The following is a 24853-nucleotide window of genomic DNA, read 5'->3' as shown; positions in this document are numbered from 1 at the left end:
AGTTTATTCGGCTGCACGGAAGAAGATTTGATATAGTGCTCGTACGGCTTCTTTTTCGTGTTCTGTTTGTGTTACAAACATGACTGAAACCTCACTTGATCCTTGTGAAATCATCTCAAGGTTGATGTGTTTTTCTGAAAGGGCTCTTGTTGCTGTTGCTGTAACCCCAATGTGGTTCTTCATATCTTCACCGACAATCATGATAATTGAAAGATTGTGTTCGATTTCAACTTCATCAACTGCGAGTTCTCGCGTAAGATATGAGATAATTTCTTGTTCTTTAATAGGAGTTAGTTCACGTTCTCGTACAATGACTGACATGTCATCAATTCCTGTTGGAATGTGTTCCCAGCGGATATTGAGGTCTTCTAAAATTTGAAGAACTTTCCGCCCGAATCCGACTTCTCTGTTCATGAGGTATTTTGACATGTTGATACTTGCAAATTTGTCATCAGCAGCGATTCCAATAACTGGTACTGTTGGTCCGCTGTGTTTTAGTGTGATTCGTGTTCCTGGGTGTTCAGGATTGTTTGTGTTTTTGATGACGAGAGGAATTTTTCCGCGATAGGCTGGAATAAGAGCCTCATCATGGAGTACTGAAAATCCTGCATAAGCAAGTTCACGCATTTCTCTGTATGTTAGTTCTTGAATAGTGTGTGGTTTGTGAACAACGCCTGGATGTGCAGCAAAAATACCATCTACATCTGTAAAGTTTTCGTATAAATCAGCTTTAACACCTGCTGCAACGATTGAGCCTGAGATGTCAGATCCTCCACGCGAGAAAGTACAAACTTGACCATCAGTTGTTACACCAAAGAATCCTGGAATCACGAGAACTTCATCAGAGTCTCGGAGTTCTTCTAGTTTATCGTAACTAGAAGGGAGAATTCGTGCGTTTCCAGGCTCGCTTGAAACAATAATTCCAGCTTCTTTTGGGTGAACATAGCGTGCGTTGATTCCATTTTTTCGGAAAAATTCAGCGACAAGTTTTGCATTGTTATCTTCACCCGCAGCTAGGAATGTGTCATACAAGAATTTATTACTTTCGATAGGGAGAGTGGCAAGATTTGTAATTGCTCCAGCAATTTTACTCATGACTGATGAGTTAAGTTCTAATTCGTCAGCAATGGCTTGGTATCGGTTAATAATCCACTCTTTTGCTGCGGTAACATCATCACCAGAAGTATATTTTTTGTAGTATTTAATAAGAGCATCAGTTACTTTTGTATCTTCTGAGTTACGCTTTCCTGGTGCTGATACAACAACAAAACGACGTTCGCTATCAGATTTCACAATATTCAAAACTTTTTTCAGCTGTTCAGCCGAAGCCAGTGAACTACCACCAAATTTGATTACTTTCATGACATTCTCCACTTTTCTAAAATTTGTATTCAATTATAGCAAAATTCTGAAAATTTGTCAGCAGTTTTTCAAATAAAAAGAAAGATAGTATAATAGAGGAATGGAAAATTATAAAGCAATTATTTTTGATATGGACGGGGTCTTGTTTGACACTGAAACTTTTTACTATCGACGTCGTGAAAAGTTTTTAGCTGATAAAGGAATTAGCATAAAACACTTACCACCAAGTTTCTTTATCGGTGGAAATATGAAGCAGATTTGGCCAGATATTTTGAGAGATGATTTTGATAAGTGGGATACAGATCAATTACAAGTTGAATATTCGATTTACAAAAAAACTCATCCACTTCCTTATAAAGACTTAATTTTCGAGGATACATTTGAAGTAATTAAAGGACTTTTTGAAAAGGGATATCGTTTGGGGCTGGCTTCGAGCTCAACAAAGCATGACATTTTAAAAGCTCTTGAAGAAACGAATTTAAAAGACTATTTTTCAGTGATTTTATCTGGGGAAGAATTTGAAAAAGGAAAACCACACCCTGCTATTTATCAAGAAGCAAGAAGACAATTGGGCTTTAGTAATGCTGAGACTTTGGTTATTGAAGATAGTGAAAAAGGGATTCAAGCGGGAGTTTCTGCTGATTTAACTGTTTGGGCAATCGAAGATAATCTTTTTGATATGAATCAAAGAAAGGCAAGTCGATTGGTGAAAAATTTAACTCAAATTGTTGAGATTTTAGAAGAAAAAACATATTAGAAGTAGGAGTTATCCTACTTTTTTAGATAATCATTTGATGATTTAAATATTTAAAAATCAAATTATTTTTTAAAAAAATCCTATTTTTGCTTGATTTATTGCTGCTTTGTATGCTAAAATACATTTTACAAAATAGTTTTATAGTCAAACTAATTTTATCGTATCCGACGGAGGTAGGTAAATGTCTTTCGATAATGTTATTTATGAAAACGGGGAAGTTGCAACTTTAATTTTGAATCGCCCTGATATTTCAAATGGGTTTAATATTCCAACATGCCAAGAAATTCTTGAAGTTTTAGAACTTGTTAAGGCAGATGAATCTGTTAAAATTCTAGTAATCAAAGCAGCTGGAAAAGTATTTTCAATCGGTGGTGATTTAGCTGAAATGCAACGAGCTGTTGAGTCTGATAATGTTGAATCTCTAGTTGAAATTGCTAGTCTGGTTAATAGAATTTCTTTTTCAATGAAAAAACTGCCTAAACCAATTATTATGAGTGTAGATGGTGCGGTTGCTGGAGCTGCGGCGAATATGGCAGTTGCAGCGGATTTTGTTGTTGCTAGTGAAAAAGCTAAGTTTATTCAAGCTTTTGTTGGGGTAGGACTGGCACCTGATGCTGGTGGACTTTTCCTAATGAGCCGAGCCATTGGATCAACACGTGCTGTCCAGTTGGCAATGACTGGCGAAGGTGTTAATGCTGAAAAGGCATTCGAATACGGAATTGTTTATCGCCTCTGTGAATCAGAAAAATTAGAACGTACAACTAACCAGTTGACTAAACGTTTGCTTCGTGGGTCAATTAATTCTTATCGTGCTATTAAGGAAATGTCATGGAAAGCACAATTTGAAGGTTGGGAGGATTATACAAAACTTGAATTACAACTTCAAGAAGAATTAGCCTTTAAGGAAGACTTCAAGGAAGGTGTTCGAGCATTTGCTGAAAAGCGTCGCCCGAAATTTTCTGAAAAATAACGTAAATAATTGTTTGATTTTCACATTATTTTTTCAGATTAGTTCGAAATTCCTTGCAAAATATTTTGATGTTTGATATACTTTGATTGTCAAAGTTTATTTAGGAGGTGAAATCTTGGATTATAATAGAATCAATGAGTATCTAGTAGATATTTTTAATCGTGTACAGGTTATTGAAGAGACAAGTTTGAGAACTAGTCAGTTCAACGACGTTTCGTTAAAGGAAATGCACACCATTGAGATTATTGGTAAAAATTCTAATGTGACTCCAAGTGATATTGCACGTGAGTTGATGTTGACCCTCGGTACAATAACCACTAGTTTAAATAAGCTTGAGGCAAAAGGTTATATTGAAAGACGACGTTCAAAATTAGACCGTCGTGTCGTTCATTTAACTTTAACAAAAAAAGGAAGATTATTAGATAGACTTCATCATAAGTTTCATAAGAATATGGTTTCTCATATTGCTGAAGATATGAATGAAGAAGAACTAGAAGCTCTTTTACGAGGCTTAAAAAATCTTCACAAGTTTCTTGAGGAGTTAATGTAATAATGGTATTTGCAAGAATTGCTCAGGCAGCAGCCTATGCCCCTGAACAAGTGATTACAAACGATGATTTGTCTGAAATTATGGACACCAGCGATGAATGGATTTCATCTCGCACGGGGATTAAAGGACGACATATCACTCGAGACGAAACAACTAGTGATTTAGGGACACAAGTTGCTAAGCAACTACTTTCAAAAGCTGGTTTATCAGCTGAAGACATTGATTTCATCATTGTTGCAACAATTACACCTGATAGTTTTATGCCATCGACAGCAGCACGTATTCAAGCTAATATTGGCGCTGTTAATGCTTTTGCATTTGATATGACAGCGGCATGTAGTGGTTTTGTATTTGCTCTTGCGACTGCAGATAAATTTATTCAGTCAGGAATCTATAAAAAAGGTATCGTAATTGGTGCTGAAACCCTATCAAAAACATTAGATTGGTCAGATCGTAGTACTTCTGTACTATTTGGAGATGGAGCAGGTGGTGTTTTAATTGAAGCATCAGAAACTAAACATTTCCTAGCAGAATCTTTGAATACAGATGGTAGTCGCGGTCAAAGCTTAACTTCTGGAAAAGTTGGCCTATCATCTCCGTTTTCTGAAAAAGAAGATGATGATAAATTCCTTAAAATGGAAGGAAGAGCTATCTTTGATTTTGCTATCAGAGATGTGGCTGAAAGTATTAAAGCCCTTATTGATGAATCAGAAGTTTCATCAGAGGATATTGATTATTTGTTGCTTCACCAAGCTAATATTCGTATTCTAGATAAAATGGCTCGAAAAGTGGATATTGATCGAGACAAGTTTTTAGCGAATATGATGGAATATGGTAATACCAGTGCGGCAAGTATTCCAATTCTTTTAGCAGAATCTGTTGATAAGGGAATTATTAAATTAGATGGCTCTCAAACAGTGCTTCTATCAGGCTTTGGTGGAGGTTTGACATGGGGAAGTCTAATTGTTAAAATCTAGTTACAAACTTGTGCATTAGCATGAGATAATTATATATATTTATTAAGGAGAATTAATCATGGCAGTATTTGAAAAAGTACAAGAAATTATCGTTGAAGAACTTGGTAAAGAAGTTGACGAAGTTAAAATGGAAACAACTTTTGATGAACTTGATGCTGATTCACTTGACGTTTTCCAAGTAATCTCAGAAATTGAAGATGCATTTGATATTCAAATCGAAACTGAAGAAGGTCTTAACACTGTAGGTGACTTGGTTGCTTACGTTGAAGAAAAAACAAAATAATAACATGGCTGGAGTTGGGATTAAAAAACTAACTCCACTATATTTAGTAGGAAGGGCTGTGGGATAAGTTGCTAATTAATGAAAACTTATCTTACTCCCTCTCTTCTTATTATGATAGTTTGACTATCAAATTATTGTTTGGTAAAGACTAAGAAGGTTTAACATGAAAACACGTATTACAGAATTATTAAATATCAAATATCCAATTTTTCAAGGTGGTATGGCATGGGTTGCCGATGGTGACTTGGCTGGTGCTGTTTCAAACGCTGGTGGTTTAGGTATTATCGGTGGCGGTAACGCACCAAAAGAAGTAGTTAAAGCAAATATTGACAAGGTTAAAAAAATTACAGACAAGCCATTTGGTGTTAATATTATGCTTTTGTCTCCATTTGTTGATGACATTGTTGATCTTGTTATTGAAGAAGGGGTTAAAGTTGTCATAACTGGTGCAGGTAATCCTGGAAAATACATGGAACGTTTCCACGAAGCTGGTATCACTGTCATTCCAGTTGTTCCTAGTGTTGCTCTTGCAAAACGTATGGAAAAACTTGGTGCAGATGCTGTTATTGCAGAAGGTATGGAAGCTGGTGGACACATTGGTAAATTGACAACAATGACTCTTGTTCGTCAAGTTGTTGATGCAGTCAATATTCCTGTTATTGGAGCAGGTGGTGTTGCTGACGGAAATGGGGCTGCAGCTATCTTTATGTTGGGTGCGGAAGCGGTTCAAGTAGGAACACGTTTTGTGGTAGCTAAAGAATCTAACGCTCATCAAAACTTTAAAGATAAAATTTTGAAAGCTAAAGATATTGATACAGTGATTTCTGCATCTGTTGTTGGACATCCTGTTCGATCACTTAAAAATAAATTAACAACATCATATGCGCATGCTGAAAAAGATTTCTTGGCTGGTAAGAAAGCTAAAGAAGATATCGAAGTTTTGGGAGCAGGTGCATTGCGTAATGCTGTTGTTGACGGTGATGTTGTGACTGGTTCAGTCATGGCTGGCCAAATCGCAGGCTTGATTTGTAAAGAAGAAACTTGTGAAGAAATCTTAAAAGATATCTATTATGGTGCTCAAGAAGTGATTTTAGCAGAAGCTAAACGTTGGGCTGATATTGAAAAAGATTAATATTTCTATTTAAAAATCAAATTCTGTTTGGGAGGATTTAATGACAAAAACTGCCTTTTTATTTGCTGGTCAAGGGGCTCAAAAGCTTGGAATGGCAAGTGATTTATATGAAAAATATCCGATTGTTCGTGAGACTTTTGACCAAGCTAGTTCTATGCTTGGCTACAATCTTCGTGATTTAATTGATAAGGAAGAAGATAAGTTAAATCAGACACGTTATACACAACCAGCTATTTTGACAACTTCAGTTGCAATTTATCGATTGCTTCAGGAAAAAGGATTTAAAGCTGACATGGTTGCTGGACTTTCATTAGGGGAGTATTCAGCTTTAGTAGCATCAGGGGCGTTGAGCTTTGAGGATGCTGTTGCTTTGGTAGCTAAACGTGGTGAATTTATGGAGACTGCAGCTCCAGCAGGAACTGGAAAAATGGTCGCTGTCATGAATACGGAAGCCTCATTGATTGAAGAAATTTGTCAAAAAGCTTCTATTAAGGGTGTGGTGACACCAGCTAACTATAACACACCGGCACAAATTGTGATTGGTGGTGAAACGGAAGCAGTAAATTATGCTGTTGAACTTCTTAAAGAAGCAGGTGTAAAACGCTTGATTCCGTTGAAAGTATCTGGGCCTTTCCACACAGCTTTGTTAGCACCAGCTAGCAAACGACTTTCAGAGGTTCTTGATAAAGTAACGTTTTCAGATTTTCAGGTTCCTTTGATTGGAAATACTGAAGCTAAGGTTATGGAATATAGTGATATTAAAGCTTTGCTTGCAAGACAAGTAAAAGAACCAGTTCGTTTTTACGATTCTATTGAAACAATGCGTAGACTTGGAATGACAGAGGTTATTGAAATTGGTCCAGGTAAAGTTTTGAGTGGATTTCTTCGTAAAATTGATAAAAGTATTCCAACCTCATCAGTTGAGGATGAAGCAAGCTTGAGTGTTTTGCTAGAAAAATAGGAGATAGTTATGGATATCAAAAATAAAAATGTTTTTGTAACAGGATCAACTCGCGGAATTGGTTTGGCTATTGCGCACCGCTTTGCAAGCCTTGGGGCTAATATTGTTTTGAATGGTCGTTCAGAAATTTCAAAAGACATTATCGATAGTTTTAACGACTACGGTGTGAAAGTTATTGCAATTTCTGGTGATGTATCACAATTTGATGATGCTAAACGTATGGTTGACGAAGCTATTGCAGAACTTGGTTCTGTTGATATTTTGGTTAACAATGCTGGTATCACAAATGATAAATTGATGTTAAAAATGACTGAAGTAGATTTTGAATCAGTCTTAAAAGTGAATTTGACTGGTGCATTTAACATGACGCAATCAGTCTTAAAACCGATGACACGTGCTCGTCAAGGTGCTATTATCAATCTATCAAGCGTTGTTGGCTTACGAGGAAATGTTGGACAAGCAAACTACGCAGCTTCAAAAGCTGGTTTAATTGGTTTTACAAAATCAGTTGCGCGTGAAGTAGCTTCACGTGGTATTCGAGTAAATGCCATTGCTCCTGGTTTTATTGAATCAGATATGACGGATGCTATTCCTGAAAAAATGCAAGAAGCGATTTTAGCTGGCATTCCAATGAAACGTATCGGAAAAGCTGAAGAAGTGGCAACAGTAGCTAGCTTCTTAGCAGAACAAGAATACTTGACTGGACAAGTTATTGCAATTGATGGTGGTATGGCAATGTAAACTGTTGTTTGCTTTGCTGTAATAGTTTAAAATTAGAATATACATTCTCTTAAAAGGAGACAAAAATGACATTAAATAGAGTAGTAGTAACAGGTTATGGTTTAACTTCTCCAATTGGAAATACCCCAGAAGAATTCTGGAATAATCTTCATGATGGAAAAATTGGTATCGGACCAATTACTAAATTTGATAATTCTGAAATCAAAGTTCACAACGCAGGTGAAATTCATGATTTCCCATTTGATAAATATTTTGTTCGCAAAGATAAAAATCGTATGGATCAATATTCTCTATACGCAATTTATGCAACTTTAGAAGCTCTCGAAAATGCTAAACTTGATATGGATACAGTTGATCGTGACCGTACTGGTGTTATCGTGTCATCTGGTATTGGTGGTTTGCAAGAAATGCAAGAGCAAATCATTCGTATGCACGAAAAAGGAATCAAACGTATCCAACCAATGTTCATTCCGAAAGCTTTGTCAAATATGGCTGCTGGTAATATTGCTTTGCGTATTGGTGCACGTGGCGTATGTAAATCAATTACAACAGCTTGTGCCTCATCTAATGATGCTATCGGAGAAGCATTCCGCGAAATTAAATTTGGTTACCATGATGTTATCTTAGCTGGTGGTGCTGAATCTACAATCAACGAAATCGGTATTGGTGGTTTCAATGCATTGACTGCTCTTTCAACAACTGAAGATCCAGCTCGTTCTGCTATTCCGTTTGATAAAGATCGTAATGGATTTGTTATGGGTGAAGGTGCAGGTGTGGTTGTTCTTGAAAGTCTTGAACATGCTCAAAAACGTGGTGCTACTATCCTAGCTGAAGTTGTTGGCTATGGTAGCAATTGTGATGCTTATCACCAAACTACTCCAACACCAGATGGATCAGGTGCTGCAAAAGCTATTGAATTGGCAATTAAGGAAGCAGGAATTTCTCCAGAAGATGTTGACTATGTTAATGCTCACGGTACTTCTACACAAGCTAATGAAAAAGGTGAAAGCAAAGCTATCGTAACAGTTCTTGGTAAAGATGTTCCAGTTTCTTCAACAAAATCATTCACTGGTCACCTTCTTGGTGCAGCGGGTGCTGTTGAAGCTGTTGCGACAATTGAAGCAATCCGTCACAACTACATTCCAATGACTGCAGGTACACGTGAATTGTCAGAGGACATTGAAGCTAATGTAGTTTATGGACAAGGTCAAGAAGCAGAGTTGACTTACGCTATTTCAAATACATTTGGATTTGGTGGTCATAACTCTGTACTAGCATTTAAACGTTGGGAGGCGTAAGCGTGAATATTTCTGAAGTAAAAGATTTGATGGCTCAATTTGACCAGTCAAGCCTACGTGAATTTTCATTTAAAACTGCTGACTCTGAATTGACATTTAGCAAAAATGAATATACAGCTCCAGTAGTGCCAGCAGCAGCTCCTGCAGCACCGGCTCCAGCTGTTTCAGTTGAAACAACTCCAGTTGCTACATCAACTCCAGCAACAAGTGATGTTGAAGAAGCTGATACGAATATTTTTGCAGAAGGTGAAGAAGTCCCAAGTCCGCTTGTAGGGGTTGCTTACCTTGCTCCAGCTCCTGACAAACCAGCTTTTGTATCTGTTGGTGATGCAGTTAAAAAAGGGCAAACGTTGCTAATTATTGAAGCGATGAAAGTCATGAACGAAATTCCAGCTCCAAAAGATGGTATCGTGACTGAAATTATGGTAAATAATGAAGAAGTTGTTGAATTTGGACAAGGATTGGTACGTATTAAATGATTGATATTAAGCAAATTCGTGAAGCTTTGCCGCACCGTTATCCAATGCTTTTGGTTGACCGTGTGCTTGAAGTAAGTGATGATGAAATTGTTGCTGTTAAAAATGTGACAATCAATGAACCGTTTTTCAATGGTCATTTTCCAGAATATCCAGTCATGCCTGGAGTTCTTATCATGGAAGCTCTTGCTCAAACAGCAGGTGTTTTGGAACTTTCAAAAGAAGAAAACAAGGGTAAATTGGTCTTTTACGCTGGTATGGACAAAGTGCGTTTCAAAAAACAAGTTGTTCCTGGTGACCAATTAATCATGACAGCGAAATTTGTTAAACGCCGTGGAACAATTGCTGTGGTTGAGGCAAAAGCAGAAGTTGATGGCAAACTAGCAGCTTCTGGAACATTGACGTTTGCTATTGGTAGTTAAGAAAAAGGTTAATACAAACTGTGACAAAAGAATTTTGATTGAAATGCTAAAGTATTTCAAATAGGAGGAAAAAGCAGACGTATGTTTAAAAAAATATTAATTGCCAATCGTGGTGAAATTGCGGTGCGAATTATTCGTGCAGCACGTGAATTGGGGATCAATACGGTAGCTGTCTATTCTGAAGCTGATAAAAATTCTTTGCATACGAATTTGGCTGATGAAGCAATTTGTATCGGTCCAGCACGCTCGACAGATTCTTACTTGAATATGAATGCTGTCTTATCAGCAGCGATTGTAACAGGAGCTGAAGCGATTCACCCAGGATTTGGTTTTTTGAGTGAAAACTCAAAATTTGCAACCATGTGTGAGGAAATGCACATTAAATTTATCGGACCTAGCGCCGAAATTATGGATAAAATGGGTGACAAAATCAATGCGCGTGCAGAAATGATTGCAGCAAATGTACCGGTTATTCCTGGTTCAGATGGTGAAGTCTTTACAGCTGATGAAGCACTTGACGTTGCTGAAAGACTTGGTTACCCTGTTATGTTGAAAGCTTCTGCTGGCGGCGGCGGAAAAGGTATTCGTAAGGTTGAGTCTGCAGAAGAATTAGTGCCAGCCTTTGAGTCAGCTTCACAAGAAGCTTTGGCTGCTTTTGGTAATGGTGCCATGTACATTGAAAAAGTTATTTATCCAGCGCGTCACATCGAAGTTCAAATTTTAGGAGATTCTCACGGTAATGTCATTCACCTTGGCGAACGTGATTGCTCACTTCAACGTAATAACCAAAAAGTTCTTGAAGAAAGTCCGTCAATTGCGATTGGTAAAACACTGCGTACTAAGATTGGTCAGGCTGCTGTTCGTGCAGCGAGTGCTGTTCATTATGAAAATGCAGGTACCATCGAGTTCTTGCTTGATGAGAAAACATCACAGTTTTATTTCATGGAAATGAACACTCGTGTTCAAGTAGAACATCCCGTAACAGAATTTGTTACTGGCGTTGATATCGTTAAAGAGCAAATTCGTATTGCTGCTGGACAAGAATTGTCAGTGACACAAGATGATATTACAATCACTGGTCATGCTATTGAATGTCGTATCAATGCTGAAAATCCAACATTTAACTTTGTACCAAGCCCAGGTAAGATTACAGATTTGTACCTGCCAAGTGGTGGTATTGGTTTGCGTGTGGATTCAGCTGTTTATCCTGGTTATACAATCCCACCTTACTATGATAGTATGATTGCAAAAATCATTGTTCATGGTGAAAATCGTTTCGATGCTTTGATGAAAATGCAACGTGCTCTTTATGAGTTGGAAATTGAGGGCGTTACAACAAATGCTGAGTTTCAAATGGATTTAATTTCTGATGAGCATGTGATTGCTGGAGATTACGACACATCATTTTTAATGGAAACATTCTTGCCAAACTACAATAAGGAAAATGATTAGGAGATTTCATGGCTTTATTTAGTAAAAAAGATAAGTACATTCGAATTACTCCCAACAACTCTTTAAATCAAGGTACACCGCGTGAGGTTCCAGAAGTTCCTGATGAATTATTTGCTAAATGCCCAGCATGTAAGCACATGATTTATCAAAAAGATTTAGGTGTTGCTAAGATTTGTCCAAGTTGTTCTTATAATTTCCGTATTTCTGCAAAAGAACGCTTAGCGATTACAGTAGATAAAGGAAGTTTCGAAGAATTATTTATGGGACTTGAACCAAAAGACCCGCTTAAATTCCCAGGATATCAAGAAAAATTGGCTAAAATGCGTGAAAAAACAGGTCTTGAAGAAGCTGTTTTAACAGGTAAAGCCTTGATTAAGGGCGAAAAAGTTGCTCTTGCCATCATGGATTCAAACTTTATTATGGCTTCAATGGGAACGGTTGTTGGTGAAAAAATCACACGCTTGTTTGAATTAGCGATTGAAGAAAAATTGCCAGTTGTTATTTTTACGGCATCAGGCGGTGCTCGTATGCAAGAAGGTATTATGAGTTTGATGCAAATGGCAAAAATCTCAGCGGCAGTTAAACGCCATTCTGAAGCTGGTTTGTTTTATTTGACAATCTTGACTGACCCCACAACAGGAGGGGTGACAGCAAGTTTTGCAATGGAAGGTGACATTATTTTAGCAGAGCCTCAAGCATTGGTCGGTTTTGCAGGTCGCCGTGTTATCGAAACAACAGTACGAGAAAACTTACCTGAAGACTTCCAAAGAGCTGAGTTTCTTTTGGAACATGGTTTTGTTGATGCCATTGTCAAACGTACTGAAATGCCTGAAACTATTGCAAAATTAGTCGCATTCCATGGAGGTGCCAAATGAGTGATGTATCAAGAATTTTGAAAGAAGCGCGTGATCAAGGACGTTTAACGACCTTAGAATATGCGGATTTAATTTTTGATGATTTCATGGAACTTCATGGAGATCGTCATTTTGCAGACGATGGCGCAATTGTTGGGGGAATTGCTCGCCTTGAAGGTCGTCCTGTGACAGTGATTGGTATTCAAAAAGGGAAAAATTTACAGGAGAATTTAAAACGCAATTTCGGTCAGCCAAACCCTGAAGGTTACCGTAAAGCTCTTCGTTTGATGAAGCAAGCTGAAAAATTCGATCGTCCTGTCGTCACTTTTATTAACACTGCTGGTGCTTATCCAGGTGTTGGTGCAGAAGAACGCGGACAAGGTGAGGCTATTGCACGCAATTTACTTGAAATGAGTGATCTTAAAGTACCGATTATTGCTATTATTGTTGGTGAAGGTGGTTCTGGAGGTGCTCTTGCACTTGCTGTGGCCGATAAGGTATGGATGCTTGAACACAGCATGTACGCCATTTTAAGTCCAGAAGGTTTTGCATCAATCCTTTGGAAAGATGGTTCACGAGCAACTGAGGCTGCTGAATTGATGAAAATTACTGCTGGAGAACTTTACAACATGGATGTTGTTGATAAAGTTATTCCAGAGCATGGTTATTTTTCAAGTGAAATCGTTGAAATGATTAAAACAAATCTGATTGCTGAATTAGATGAGCTTAGCAAGTTGCCATTAGAAGAGCTTCTTGAAAATCGTTATCAACGTTTTAGAAAATTTTAAAAATCCCACATTGTACTAACCTCAAGTCAAAGAAATATTTTCCTTGATTTTGAGGGTGGTTCAAAGGGGATTTTTTCTTATCAAAAAAACTGCTAATCATTGATTAGCAGTTTTTATTATTATTTAGGTGAGATAACGTCAACGCCACCCATGTATGGACGAAGAACTTCTGGAATTGTTACAGAACCATCTTCGTTTTGGTAGTTTTCAAGAATAGCGGCGACTGTACGTCCAACAGCAAGACCTGAACCGTTAAGAGTGTGAAGAAGTTTAACTTTTCCATCAGCTTCATCACGGTAACGGATTTGAGCACGACGTGCTTGGAAGTCTTCTGTGTTTGAGCAGCTTGAGATTTCACGGTAAGTGTTTTGAGCTGGAATCCAAACTTCTAGGTCGTAAGTTTTAGCAGCTGAGAATCCCATATCTCCAGTACATAGTGTGATAACACGGTATGGAAGACCAAGTTTTTGAAGGATGTTTTCAGCATTGACAACCATTTTTTCCAATTCATCGTATGAAGTTTCTGGTTTAGAGAATTTAACCATTTCAACTTTGTGGAATTGGTGAAGACGAATCAAACCACGAGTATCACGACCAGCAGAACCAGCTTCTGAACGGAATGATGGGCTCATTGCTGTGAAGTAAACTGGAAGTTCTTTACCATCAAGGATTTCACCACGGTAGTAGTTTGTAAGAGGAACTTCAGCTGTTGGAATAAGAACGTAGTCAGAATCAGCTAATTCAAATGTGTCTTCTTTGAATTTAGGATATTGACCAGTACCAAACATTGAGTCATGGTTTACCATGTATGGAGGAATAACTTCTGTGTAACCTTCTTTAGCGTGTTCATCCAACATGAAGTTGTAGATTGCACGTTCTAGACGAGCTCCAAGTCCTTTGTAGAATAGGAAACGAGAACCAGTAACTTTTGCACCACGTTCCCAGTCAAGGATGTCAAGGTCTTCACCAAGATCCCAGTGAGCTTTGATGTCAAAGTTGAATTCACGAGGTGTACCCCAACGACGTACTTCTACATTTTCATCTTCGTCAGCACCAACAGGAACATCAGCAGCAGGGATGTTTGGAAGTGTTGCTGTGAATTCAGATAATTTTTCATCGATTTCAGCAAGTTCAGTGTCAGTAGTTTTGATGTCTGCTGACAATTTTTGCATTGCAGTGATTTGTTCAGAAGCGTCTTCTTTGTTGCGTTTTGCTTGTGCAATAGCTGCAGAAGCTGTGTTACGTTCAGCTTTAGCTGATTCTGATTTAATTAGCAATTCACGACGTTTGTCGTCAAGTTCTTTAAGTTCAGCAAGTTTTTCAGCAGCAACGCCACGTGTAGCTAATTTTTTAGCTACTTCATCGAAATCGTTGCGGATGCGTTTGATGTCTAACATAAATTTCCTCCAATGTTTTTGGTGTTCATATGATTTTAACAATCAAGATGAACAAAAAGCACAGCATGTTAACTGCTGGAGCGCAAACGCGCGGTTCCATCCAGCTTCACATACTGTGCACTTAATTTCTATTCTTAATTGATATAACGGTAGAATTTCAGACCTGTCGCTCTATCTGCTCACAGCAACCGCAGACTTTCTGAAAGAGCTCCACTCTTACTTATCCGTACTATTTATTATACTAGATTTATTTCTTTTTGACAAATCCTGTTAGTTTTTTCATGAGGACTTGAACAAGTGTAAGCATACGAACAACTTTATCGTTTCCGATATGTTGGCGAGCCACTTTTAAGATTTTTCCTGAGTCTTTTGAGGCAAAAAGAAATTTTCCTTTATCTGTAAAGACTTCAAAGTGACGGCTGACTTTGTTACGAGAAACGTTAGCGCCGATTTTTTCGATGTTTTCCCAAGGAATTTGGATATAATCCTCGACGTTAGCGTCGCTATAAAATTCAAGACCTTTATTACCGAGAAGGAATTTCCCTACTTTTCCCCCCATGCCAAGATAAGAAACACCAGTAGTCGTTAATTCCACGGTAGAGTTAAGTGATTGTGCCATGTAATCTCCTCTGAATTAGCTTTTAGTTTATTATAACATAATAAAAAAAGAAGGACCGAAATCCTTCCTTTCTTTTATTACATGATTCCGAAGAAACGAGCGATGATACCAACGATGAACAATCCGATGATTATTGTGATTGGAGAAACTTTTTTCTTAAGCAACCACATGCAAAGGAATGTAAGGGCAAGTCCCATCAAACCAGGAATCAATGAGTTCAATTGATCTTGAAGTGTATTAGCTTTTTCTGGTGAAAGACTAAGTCCATCAGCCACTTTACCAAGAATACCTTGAAGTTCAGTACCAGTTACGTTTCCTTTAGGAAATTCGATGTAAGCACCTTCTGAAAGTTTAGTTGAAGGAAGATCAACAGTGAAGTTAATTGATACCCAACGTTCAACCAAGACAGCCAAGATGAACATACCAAGGATTGAAGCACCTTTAGTGATTTTTTGGATGATACCACCTGAAAGGTCTTTAGTGATTTCAGAACCAGCTTTGTAACCAAGTTCTTGAGTGTACCACAAGAATGCCATACGGATGATGTTCCATCCGAAGAAGAATAGAAGTGGACCAACGATGTTACCTGCCATAGCAAGTGAAGCACCAAGGGCACCAAGGATAGGACGAACTGTAAACCAGAAGACTGGGTCACCAACACCAGCAAGAGGTCCCATCATACCGATTTTAACCCCTTGGATAGCTGTGTCATCAATTTCAGCACCATTTGCGCGTTCTTCTTCAAGGGCAAGAGTTACACCGATGATTGGAGCAGCAACGTATGGGTGAGTATTGAAGAATTCCAAGTGACGTTTAAGAGCAGCAGCTCGGTCTTCTTTAGATGTATAAAGTTTTTTGATAGCAGGGATCAAAGCGTATGCCCAACCTAAGTTTTGCATACGTTCGTAGTTCCAAGAACCTTGTAGGAAAGTAGAACGCCACCAAACTTTTTGACGATCAGATTTTGATAATTGAAGTTTTTCAGCCATGTTTGTACCCCTTTCTAGTAGTCTTCCAAGATGTCGCCGATTGGGTCACCAGAACCTGAGATAGTTCCGCCACCATTTCCACCTTTTTCTGAAAGGTTAAGGTAGATGAATGCAAGAGCAACACCAATTGTACCAAGGGCGATAAGAGTAAGGTCAGATACAGCGGCAACGGCAAAACCGATAGCGAAGAAAGGCCATACTTCGCTTGTAGCCATCATGTTGATAACCATAGCGTAACCTACGGCAACAACCATACCACCACCGACAGCCATACCACCTGACAACCAGTCTGGCATAGCGTTAAGTACAGCTTGTACTGCTGAAGTTGGAACTGCAAGAAGAAGAGCAGCAGGAACAGCAATACGAAGACCTTGAAGGAATAGAGCAATCAAGTGAGTACGTTCAACTGCAGCGATGTTACCTTCTTTAGCGGCAGCGTCAGCACCGTGAACAAGGGCAACAGAAACAGTACGAACAAGCATAGTAAGGAAAAGACCTGCAACGGCAAGAGGGATAGCTGTTGCTGTTGCAACGGCGATACCTTTAGAAGTGAAGTCTCCACCTTTAACCATGATGATAGCAGCGGCTATAGAAGCAAGGGCAGCATCTGGCGCAACAGCGGCACCAATGTTAGCCCAACCAAGAGCGATCATTTGTAGAGAACCGCCAAGGATGATACCTGCTTCAAGGTTACCAGTAACAAGACCGATAAGTGTGCAGGCAACTAGTGGTTGGTGGAATTGGAATTCGTCAAGGATACCTTCAAGACCAGCGAAGAAGGCAACTACAACGACTAAAATCATAGAAATAACTGACATTATTCTAGTTCCTTTCGTTTATAAAAGTTTTCAATGTGCAATTGTAAGCCAGAAACCAAGGCTTACGTGTTTTGGATAAAAACAGGAAAGTTAGATTCAAAAATTATTGAACATTTGCTTTTTTGATTAGATCAAACAAGTCTTTTTTAGAATCATTAGGGACTTTACGAACATCGAATGTTACGCCAAGGTCACGTAATTTTTCAAATGTAGCAACGTCATCTTTGTCCATTGACAATACGTTGTTAACCATTGTTTTACCTGTTGAGTGAGCCATTGAACCAACGTTAAGTTCTTTAATTGGCACACCGCCTTCGATAGCTTCAAGAGCTTCTTGAGGTGTTTCAAACAAGATAAGTGCGTGTGTGTTACCAAAACGAGGGTCTTTAGAAGCTTCAATCAATTTCTTGATTGGAACAACGTTTGCTTTAACACCGTTTGGTGCTGCTTGTTTGATCAAGCTTTTACGTAATTCATCTTTAGATACAGTGTCAGATGCAACGATGATACGATCAGCTTTAGAAGCTGGTGTCCAGTTTGTCGCAACTTGTCCGTGAAGAAGACGTGTGTCAATACGAGCGAGGTTGATTTTAAGTTTACCATCACCGATGACAGTTCCTTCAGGGATAGCACCTTGAGGAGCAGCTTGTGCGGCAGGCGCTGCAGCAGCTGTTTCAGCTGGGTTGAGTTCTTCAGGAAGTGCTTTAACACCGTCTTTAGACTCTTTAATGATATTTGCGGCAACTTGTTCAACACCTGCATTTGCGTCCATCATACGCTCAGTGTAGGCTTGGATAAGCATTGGCAAATTAAGACCTGTGATGATAGCCATCTTGCGATCTGGGTTTTCACCCATAACGCGACTAGCTTGGTTAAATGGAGAACCACTCCAAAGGTCAGCTAGTACGAGGATTTCATCATCAGCATCAAATTGTGCGATAGCATCGTTGAAGTGTGCATATAAATCATCAGGTCCTTCGCTTGGCATGAAAGTTACAATTTGAACTTTCTCTTGGTCACCAAAGATCATAGAACCTGATTGATGAATACCTTCAGCGAATTTACCATGGCTGGCAATAATAATACCGATACCCATTCTTGTTCTTCCTCCTTATGATTATTTTTCGTTGAAACAAAAAAGAATAATCTCCTTCCAAGCAAGCTTGGCAATTCTTTTCCGTTCCAAGGAAATTCTAAGAACGATATTATTGTAAAACGTTTTCACAAAAAAAGCAATAGCTTTTTGAGAAAAAATAATACAAATCATGAAAAATTTTCAGAAACCCGCAAAATAAAGCGACTAAATTGTATAAAAAAGTAAATAACGTTCGGAAAAAATGTGGTATTTTTTATGGAAATAGTGAAAATGTTTTGAAAACGATGAAAAAAGAAAAAACTTCTCAAAAAGAAGTTTTTCAGAAATTTATAGAAAAATTTTCGCTAATTCTTTTGCAACACCGTCTTCTTCGTTTGAAAACTCGGTTTGTTTATCAGCAAAGGGAAGTAAGATGTTACTTGCATTTTTCATAGCATAGCCTGTTCCTGCAAAAGATAACATCTCAGTATCATTATGTTCATCACCAAAGGCAATCAAATCATCACTGTCCATGTTCATTGTTTTTAAAAGGTATTTGAGTGCGTAAGCTTTATTGATACCCTTAGGTGAAAATTCTAAGATGTTGAGTGGTCCGCCCCAAGAATCAATTTCAATTTCATTTTTGAAGAATTTTCGTATCTCATCAGCAAGTAGGTACTTGTCTTCATGACGTGTTTGCATCAGCAGACCATTTGGATTTTTGGTGATTTTGCTAATATCAAGTGTCATTTTGTCTGTAATCTTTTCCACCCCAAAAAGTTTTGGGTTAATAATTTCTTGATTTTCAGCACTGATATAGAATTTTTTTCGGTATTCACTTGCAATAAAATCTGCTTGAACACTTTGTTGAAGGTCGAGAACGTCAAGAAGATATTTTTTATCGATGGTCACACTATGTTCAAAGTCCCATTTTTTTTCTGGGAGGTGAGTGAGTGAACCATTAAAAGAAATCATTGGCGTTTCTAATTCAAGACGCTTGTAGTGCTCAAGTGCCATACGGTAAGGACGACCAGTCGCAATGACAACCTTGTGTCCTTTTTCTTGGATTTTTTTAAGAGTTTCAACTGTATAATCTGAAATGGTATTATCACTACGAAGTAGGGTTCCATCCAAATCAAGTGCAATCATTTTTTTCTTTGTCATAGGTGTTATTATAACAAAAAAGACTAGCAAAGAAAAAGAAAAGTAGGTATGATATAATAGTTTTAATAAAAAATGAGGTTACGCATCAATGTATAAAATTTTTTGGAGTCATTTATTTGCTTTAGGAATCATTTTGAGCATTACATTTTTTCATGCCAATACCGATGGTCTAATGAACAATGTTCTTTTCTCTTTGCTGGCAGTTGAAATGGGATTTTTCTTCTACTATTTTAAGCACATTGTTTTACGAGTGGCAGCCTTTGTTTTGTGGTGCTTTTTCTATCCTAATAATTTAAATGTGCTATTTAGTGTTGCAGATAGATCTTGGGCAACGACGGTTTTATGGACGACAGATGGGATGACATCATTCATGATTTACTTAGCTGTTCTTGTTTATTCGCTAGTTGCAGGTACACTGAGCTTACGAATGATTTTAAAGCCGTTGAATTTGAATCAATACATCCAAGTATTTTTTGTCATGGGAGTGGCATTTGCAGCTAGTTTGATGTTTCAAATATTACGAACGTTAGGAATTACATGGAAAGTTATTGTAAATCAGCACTTAAATATTTTTGAGCAAGTAACAAATGCTTTAACGACTATCAATATGCCGTCTATTCTTGGATTAATGGTTGTTCAAGTGATGATGTTTGTTCTTCTTGATGATGATTAATTTATAGTAAGAAGTCTGGTGGAGTGACTAGGGTTTTTGTTATTTCTTAAAGGCTTTTTATAGGAAAATTTGCTATAATTTTTGGGTAAGAAAGGAGAGATTTTATGGTTAAAAAAATCGCGATAGTCCATTTCTTTTTCGGAGTTATTTCTCTAGGAATTTACTATTATCATCTTGAAGGACCAGACTTGATTTGGAATATGTTCTTGGCATTGATAGCTCTTGATTTTTCATTGATTCCGTATTTTATCAAGAATAAGGCAGTGAAAATTGGAGCTGCAATCTTGTGGCTGTTTTTTTATCCAAATACCTTCTACATGCTGACAGATATTGTACATATGAATTTTATAAGTTCAGTTTTGTGGGATAAATCAAGCTTGATTTTATATATGCTCTATGTATCTAGCATTTTATTTGGTGTTTTGTGTGGGATAGAAAGTGTTAAGAACATTGTGGTGACATTTAAAGTCAAAAATTATTATATCCGAATGTTTTTTATAGCTGTTTTGTCTTTCGTTTCTAGTTTTGCTATCCATATCGGACGTTATGCCCGACTAAATTCATGGGATATTTTCACAAGACCCACTGTTGTCATAAAAGAAATCCTAGATGTGATTAGTTGGAATGCCCTTCATTTCGTGCTTGGATTCACTTTTTTACAGCTTTTATGTCTTATTTTTTTAGATAGAGAAAATTTTAAATAAAGCTATTGAAAACTGAACAATCTTTTGGTAGACTATATTAGTCGTTCGGAAATAGAAGAAAATCGACTATCATTAACCTTATTAAAAGGAGAAACCATTTAAAAATGGAAAAGTTTTTTAAACTTAAAGAACATGGTACAAATGTTCGTAGAGAAGTAACTGCTGGTTTAACAACATTCTTTGCAATGTCATACGTATTGTTTGTTAACCCATCAATCCTTTCACAAGCTGGAATGCCTACACAAGGTGTGTTCCTTGCTACAATTATTGGTGCTGTTGTTGGTACATTGATGATGGCCTTCTACGCAAATCTTCCATATGCGCAAGCACCAGGTATGGGACTTAACGCCTTCTTCACATATACTGTTGTTTTTGCCCTCGGATACACTTGGCAAGAAGCGCTTGCTATGGTTTTCATCTGCGGTCTTATTTCACTATTTATCACAGTAACTAAAATTCGTCGATTGATTATTGAATCAATCCCAGCAGCGTTGAAATCAGCTATTTCAGCTGGTATCGGTATTTTCCTTGCTTATGTCGGAATTAAAAATGCAGGATTTTTGAAATTCTCTATTGATGCTGGTACATATACAGTAGCTGGTTCAGGAGCTGATAAAGGTCTTGCATCTATTACAGCAAATGCATCTGCTACACCAGGTTTGGTCGCTTTTGATAACCCAGGCGTTATCCTTGCTTTGATTGGACTTGCTATTTCAATCTTGCTTATTGTTAAAGGAGTTCGCGGAGGAGTTATTCTTTCAATTGCAGCAACAACTATTATCGGTATTTTGATTGGTGTCGTTGATCTTGGTTCAGTCGACTTGGAAGCAACAAATCTATCTGCATCAATCAATGACTTGAAAAAAATCTTTGGTGTTGCTCTTGGTAGCCAAGGTTTAGGTTCATTATTCTCAGATCCTTCACGTATTCCTGGCGTCTTGATGGCTATTCTTGCATTCTCATTGACAGATATCTTTGATACAATTGGTACACTTGTTGGTACCGGTGCAAAAGTTGGTATTATCACAACAACTGGTGGTAATAAAGAATCTAAAAAACTTGACCGTGCGCTTTACTCTGACCTAGTTGGTACAACATTAGGTGCTATCGCAGGTACTTCAAACGTTACAACTTACGTTGAATCAGCCACTGGTATTGGAGCTGGTGGTCGTACGGGTTTGACTGCTCTTACAGTTGCTGTACTATTTGCTACTTCAAGTTTCTTTAGTCCACTTGTTTCAATTGTTCCTACACAAGCAACTGCCCCAATTCTTATCATTGTTGGTATCATGATGCTTTCAAATCTTAAACATGTTAAATGGGATGATCTTGGAGAAGCAGTGCCAGCATTCTTTACATCAATCTTTATGGGATTCAGTTACAGCATTACTTATGGTATCGCTGCTGGATTTATCACTTACACACTTGTTAAAATCGTAAGAGGTCAAGCAAGAGAAGTTCACGCTGTTATGTGGGTTTTAGATGCATTGTTTATTCTTAACTTTGTTAGCTTGGCAATTCTATAAAATAAAAGTTTTCAATACAGCTGAAGGTATCGTTCTCTTGCCTTCAGCTTTTTTAAAGCGAATGATAGCTGAAAAAAATTAGTATTTGTTAATTTTTAATAAAAGATTCTGTGAAAAAACTGGCGAGACTTGGAAGGAAAACAGAATTTTGGTATAATGGACTCATGTTTTATAGTCATAACGAAGATGAGTTGATGGCTTATGGCTATCGGCTAGGACAAAAATTACAAGCAGGGGATGTCCTTGTACTAACTGGAAATCTTGGCGCTGGTAAAACGACTTTAACTAAGGGAATTGCAAAAGGGCTTGATATTAATCAAATGATTAAAAGTCCTACTTATACAATTGTTAGAGAATATGAAGGACGTTTGCCGCTTTATCATTTAGATGTTTACCGAATTGGAAATGATCCTGATTCTATTGATTTAGATGATTTCTTGTATGGTGATGGTGTATCTGTCATTGAGTGGGGTGAACTTCTAGAAGAAGATTTATTAGGGGATTACTTAGAAGTGGTTATCACTCCTTCAGGAGACGGACGCCAGATTGAGTTACAAACTAATGGTCCACGAAGTGAAGAGCTTGCGGAGGCTATGGCTTGTGACTGAGCAAGAAGTGATTGTTGAAGAAGCACAGGCAAGTGATGCAGCATCCTTGAATAATCTTCTTGAGCGAGTTAGTCAAGAGACAGATTTTATTGTCGCAGACAGTATTTTGTCGCAAGACGATATGGCGATTTTTTTAGAGCGTCATTTGGCAGCTGTTAATGAGATTTGTCTTGTTGTTCGAGTTGGTAGAGAGTTAGCTGGTATTTTAAATGTATCTAGCAGCGATTCACCTCAGACAAATCATATCGGTGATATTTTTATCGCCATTCGTAAAAAATATTGGGGATACGGTCTAGGTTCACTTCTTATGGAAGTTGCTCTTGATTGGGCGTGTCATACTCCGATGATTCGTCGATTGGAGTTGACAGTTCAAGCAAGAAATAGCAGAGCTGTCCACCTTTATGAAAAGTTCGGTTTTAAGATTGAAGCTACTAAAGAACGTGGCGCAAAAACTAAAGATGGAGAATTTCTTGATGTCTACTCGATGAGTAGATTAATAGACTAAAAGTAGACAAATGAAACTTGGAAAAAAAATTCTGCTGATGTTAGCAGCAATTATTGTAACAACAGTTGTTGCATTAGGTGTTTATGTTACGACTGCTTATAATTTTTCAACTAGTGAGTTGGCAAAAACGTTTAAAGATTACAAGACGTCTGGTTCAAGCAGCAATGCTATTGAACAGACTAAACCTTTCTCAATTCTCTTGATGGGGGTTGATACAGGGGATTCTGAACGTCAATCAACTTGGGAAGGTAATAGTGACTCAATGATTTTAGTGACTGTTAATCCTAAGACTAAGAAGACGACGATGACAAGTCTTGAACGTGATGTTCTGATTGAATTAACAGGACCAGAAGATAACGATATGAATGGTGTTCAAGCAAAATTGAATGCTGCCTATGCGTCAGGTGGTGCTCAAATGGCAATTATGACCATTCAAGATTTATTAGATATTAATATTGATTATTACATGCAAATTAATATGCAAGGTCTGGTTGATTTGGTTGATGCTATTGGTGGTATTACAGTAACAAATGATTTTAATTTTCCAATCTCAATTTCAGAGAACGAACCTGAATACACAGCTACAGTTGAACCAGGAACTCATAAAATCAATGGTGAACAAGCTTTAGTTTATGCACGTATGCGTTATGATGACCCAGAAGGTGACTATGGTCGTCAAAAACGTCAACGTGAAGTTATTCAAAAAGTTCTTAAGAAAATTTTAGCACTTGATAGTGTATCTTCTTACAAGAAAATTCTTTCTGCAGTCAGCAAGAACATGCAGACTAACATCGAAATTTCATCAAGTACAATTCCAAGTTTACTAGGTTACACAGATGCCTTGAAGACAATCAAAACTTACCAACTTAAAGGTGAGGGACAAACTATTAATGGCACATCTTACGAAATCGTTTCGTCAGATCACTTGCTCGAAATTCAAAATATTATTAAAAAACAACTTGGTTTAGAGGAAAGTACTGAACTTAAAACAAGTGCTGTTTTATCAGATGATGTTTATGGTAGTGACTATAGCGATTATGGCTACAGTGATTATAGTTATAGCGATTATAGTAGTTATAGTTATGACAGTGGTTACAGTGACTACGGTACTGCTGATAATGGTGATTACGCAACAGATACTTATTATTCACAAGATGAAACCTATGCGTACTAAAAAAGCTCGTTGTCAACTGTAGTGGGTGACTTATAATCTTATCATCAAACCCGGGAGAGGACCAAATTGGTCTTCTCCTTTTTGCTGTTCAAAGCGATAAGGATTTTAGTTTTAAAGTTTTTGAAGTTACGAAAGCCAAAGGCTTGTCGTTTGATGTCTTTGATGAGCTTGTTGGTATCTTCCAGTTTGGCATTGGAATAAGGATAGTTCAATGCGTTTGTAATATAAGTTTGGTATTTTTTAAAGGTCTTAAAGACAGTTTTAAAGGAATCATTGACTACATCAAGGTTGTCCTCGATAAGGCCAAAGAATTCACTTGTCCGCTTCTCTTGAAAATGAAAGAGCAGGAGCTGATACAGGTCATAATAATAGCGTAGTTCATCAGAGTAAGCCAAGTTTTGCCGATGATCTCTCGAGGTATCAGTGTTTGTCTAAACGTGCGTGAATAAAAGCTATTTTGTGAGAGCTTTCGAGAGTCTTTTTGGAGAATTTTTCAATGATTTTTCATAGCTCGATAAGGTAGAGATTTATCATCAAATGTCTTCATAATGGCAATTCTAGTTGTCATCATGGCACGG

General features: G+C 37.6%; 27 protein-coding genes and 1 pseudogene. 20 read left to right on the top strand and 8 right to left on the bottom strand.

The window, feature by feature from the left end:
- Window positions 1-3: 3 nt before the first annotated feature.
- Entirely contained in the window at window positions 4-1362 is a 1359-nt protein-coding gene (locus HMPREF0819_RS07485; protein WP_044023457.1) for an aspartate kinase, read from the bottom strand.
- A gap of 100 nt (window positions 1363-1462) precedes the next feature.
- Here HMPREF0819_RS07485 and HMPREF0819_RS07480 point away from each other — a divergent pair, with 100 nt between their 5' ends.
- From HMPREF0819_RS07480 to HMPREF0819_RS07415, 14 genes are all read left to right on the top strand, one after another.
- Window positions 1463-2119 carry an HAD family hydrolase gene (locus HMPREF0819_RS07480; RefSeq protein WP_003067543.1) on the top strand — a complete coding sequence of 219 codons (657 nt, stop codon included), beginning with the start codon at window positions 1463-1465 and terminating at the stop codon, window positions 2117-2119.
- A 181-nt stretch (window positions 2120-2300) separates the two neighbouring features.
- Window positions 2301-3089, top strand: coding sequence for an enoyl-CoA hydratase (locus tag HMPREF0819_RS07475; RefSeq protein WP_003067541.1), 789 nt, complete (start codon window positions 2301-2303; stop codon window positions 3087-3089).
- Between the two features lie 115 nt (window positions 3090-3204).
- Complete coding sequence (gene fabT / locus HMPREF0819_RS07470; protein ID WP_039695988.1) at window positions 3205-3639, top strand: fatty acid biosynthesis transcriptional regulator FabT; 435 nt, start codon at window positions 3205-3207, stop codon at window positions 3637-3639.
- A 2-nt stretch (window positions 3640-3641) separates the two neighbouring features.
- Complete coding sequence (locus HMPREF0819_RS07465; RefSeq protein ID WP_003067536.1) at window positions 3642-4616, top strand: beta-ketoacyl-ACP synthase III; 975 nt, start codon at window positions 3642-3644, stop codon at window positions 4614-4616.
- 58 nt (window positions 4617-4674) lie between these two features.
- On the top strand, window positions 4675-4899 hold the full coding sequence (locus HMPREF0819_RS07460) for an acyl carrier protein (protein ID WP_003067534.1): 225 nt from the start codon (window positions 4675-4677) through the stop codon (window positions 4897-4899).
- Between the two features lie 163 nt (window positions 4900-5062).
- Complete coding sequence (fabK, locus tag HMPREF0819_RS07455) at window positions 5063-6031, top strand: enoyl-[acyl-carrier-protein] reductase FabK (protein WP_003067532.1); 969 nt, start codon at window positions 5063-5065, stop codon at window positions 6029-6031.
- Between the two features lie 40 nt (window positions 6032-6071).
- Window positions 6072-6992, top strand: coding sequence for an ACP S-malonyltransferase (fabD, locus tag HMPREF0819_RS07450; RefSeq protein ID WP_003067529.1), 921 nt, complete (start codon window positions 6072-6074; stop codon window positions 6990-6992).
- A gap of 9 nt (window positions 6993-7001) precedes the next feature.
- Window positions 7002-7733 (top strand): 3-oxoacyl-[acyl-carrier-protein] reductase, encoded by a 732-nt coding sequence (gene fabG / locus HMPREF0819_RS07445; protein WP_003067524.1) that lies wholly within the window; start codon window positions 7002-7004, stop codon window positions 7731-7733.
- 65 nt (window positions 7734-7798) lie between these two features.
- Entirely contained in the window at window positions 7799-9031 is a 1233-nt protein-coding gene (gene fabF, locus HMPREF0819_RS07440; RefSeq protein ID WP_003067521.1) for a beta-ketoacyl-ACP synthase II, read from the top strand.
- A 2-nt stretch (window positions 9032-9033) separates the two neighbouring features.
- On the top strand, window positions 9034-9510 hold the full coding sequence (gene accB / locus HMPREF0819_RS07435) for an acetyl-CoA carboxylase biotin carboxyl carrier protein (RefSeq protein WP_003067518.1): 477 nt from the start codon (window positions 9034-9036) through the stop codon (window positions 9508-9510).
- Entirely contained in the window at window positions 9507-9929 is a 423-nt protein-coding gene (fabZ, locus tag HMPREF0819_RS07430; protein WP_003067515.1) for a 3-hydroxyacyl-ACP dehydratase FabZ, read from the top strand. The genes accB and fabZ overlap by 4 nt, the downstream gene beginning before the upstream one ends.
- Before the next feature lie 81 nt (window positions 9930-10010).
- Window positions 10011-11381, top strand: coding sequence for an acetyl-CoA carboxylase biotin carboxylase subunit (locus tag HMPREF0819_RS07425; protein WP_003067512.1), 1371 nt, complete (start codon window positions 10011-10013; stop codon window positions 11379-11381).
- 8 nt (window positions 11382-11389) lie between these two features.
- A complete protein-coding gene (gene accD / locus HMPREF0819_RS07420; protein ID WP_003067509.1) occupies window positions 11390-12256 on the top strand; it encodes an acetyl-CoA carboxylase, carboxyltransferase subunit beta in 867 nt (288 codons plus the stop codon).
- On the top strand, window positions 12253-13023 hold the full coding sequence (locus tag HMPREF0819_RS07415; protein ID WP_003067508.1) for an acetyl-CoA carboxylase carboxyl transferase subunit alpha: 771 nt from the start codon (window positions 12253-12255) through the stop codon (window positions 13021-13023). Before accD ends, HMPREF0819_RS07415 begins: the two co-directional genes overlap by 4 nt.
- A 119-nt stretch (window positions 13024-13142) precedes the next feature.
- Here HMPREF0819_RS07415 and serS read toward each other — a convergent pair whose 3' ends face one another.
- From serS to HMPREF0819_RS07385, 6 genes are all read right to left on the bottom strand, one after another.
- Complete coding sequence (gene serS / locus HMPREF0819_RS07410; RefSeq protein ID WP_003067506.1) at window positions 13143-14420, bottom strand: serine--tRNA ligase; 1278 nt, start codon at window positions 14418-14420, stop codon at window positions 13143-13145.
- Window positions 14421-14667: 247 nt separating this feature from the next.
- A complete protein-coding gene (locus HMPREF0819_RS07405) occupies window positions 14668-15039 on the bottom strand; it encodes a DUF956 family protein (protein ID WP_003067503.1) in 372 nt (123 codons plus the stop codon).
- 77 nt (window positions 15040-15116) lie between these two features.
- On the bottom strand, window positions 15117-16028 hold the full coding sequence (locus HMPREF0819_RS07400) for a PTS system mannose/fructose/sorbose family transporter subunit IID (protein ID WP_003067501.1): 912 nt from the start codon (window positions 16026-16028) through the stop codon (window positions 15117-15119).
- Window positions 16029-16042: 14 nt separating this feature from the next.
- Window positions 16043-16846: a PTS mannose/fructose/sorbose transporter subunit IIC gene (locus HMPREF0819_RS07395; protein ID WP_003067499.1), complete on the bottom strand. Its 804-nt coding sequence runs from the start codon at window positions 16844-16846 to the stop codon at window positions 16043-16045.
- A gap of 103 nt (window positions 16847-16949) precedes the next feature.
- The gene (locus HMPREF0819_RS07390; RefSeq protein ID WP_003067497.1) at window positions 16950-17942 is read right to left on the bottom strand and encodes a PTS sugar transporter subunit IIB; all 993 of its coding nucleotides are present in this window, start codon (window positions 17940-17942) and stop codon (window positions 16950-16952) included.
- Window positions 17943-18269: 327 nt separating this feature from the next.
- On the bottom strand, window positions 18270-19085 hold the full coding sequence (locus HMPREF0819_RS07385) for an HAD family hydrolase (protein ID WP_003067494.1): 816 nt from the start codon (window positions 19083-19085) through the stop codon (window positions 18270-18272).
- Between the two features lie 88 nt (window positions 19086-19173).
- Between HMPREF0819_RS07385 and HMPREF0819_RS07380 the strand changes: the two genes are divergently transcribed.
- The 6 genes from HMPREF0819_RS07380 (at window position 19174) to lytR (ending at window position 24275) form a co-directional block, all read left to right on the top strand.
- Window positions 19174-19758 carry a hypothetical protein gene (locus tag HMPREF0819_RS07380; protein ID WP_003067493.1) on the top strand — a complete coding sequence of 195 codons (585 nt, stop codon included), beginning with the start codon at window positions 19174-19176 and terminating at the stop codon, window positions 19756-19758.
- 104 nt (window positions 19759-19862) lie between these two features.
- Window positions 19863-20462, top strand: coding sequence for a DUF1361 domain-containing protein (locus HMPREF0819_RS07375; protein WP_003067491.1), 600 nt, complete (start codon window positions 19863-19865; stop codon window positions 20460-20462).
- Window positions 20463-20566: 104 nt separating this feature from the next.
- A complete protein-coding gene (locus tag HMPREF0819_RS07370) occupies window positions 20567-21988 on the top strand; it encodes an NCS2 family permease (RefSeq protein ID WP_003067489.1) in 1422 nt (473 codons plus the stop codon).
- Window positions 21989-22152: 164 nt separating this feature from the next.
- Window positions 22153-22596: a tRNA (adenosine(37)-N6)-threonylcarbamoyltransferase complex ATPase subunit type 1 TsaE gene (gene tsaE, locus HMPREF0819_RS07365; protein ID WP_044023456.1), complete on the top strand. Its 444-nt coding sequence runs from the start codon at window positions 22153-22155 to the stop codon at window positions 22594-22596.
- Window positions 22589-23101: a GNAT family N-acetyltransferase gene (locus HMPREF0819_RS07360; protein WP_003067485.1), complete on the top strand. Its 513-nt coding sequence runs from the start codon at window positions 22589-22591 to the stop codon at window positions 23099-23101. The genes tsaE and HMPREF0819_RS07360 overlap by 8 nt, the downstream gene beginning before the upstream one ends.
- 10 nt (window positions 23102-23111) lie before the next feature.
- A complete protein-coding gene (gene lytR / locus HMPREF0819_RS07355; RefSeq protein ID WP_003067483.1) occupies window positions 23112-24275 on the top strand; it encodes a glycopolymer--peptidoglycan transferase LytR in 1164 nt (387 codons plus the stop codon).
- A 44-nt stretch (window positions 24276-24319) separates the two neighbouring features.
- On the opposite strand, the pseudogene HMPREF0819_RS08800 reads toward lytR, so the two are convergent.
- Window positions 24320-24853 (bottom strand): annotated as a pseudogene (locus HMPREF0819_RS08800) (transposase); the annotation flags it as partial.

The sequence above is a fragment of the Streptococcus equinus ATCC 9812 genome (genome assembly GCF_000187265.1).
GTDB classification, from domain to species: Bacteria; Bacillota; Bacilli; order Lactobacillales; family Streptococcaceae; genus Streptococcus; species Streptococcus equinus.
Note: the sequence above shows the minus strand (reverse complement) of the source record. Positions and strands in the feature narration are given on the sequence as shown.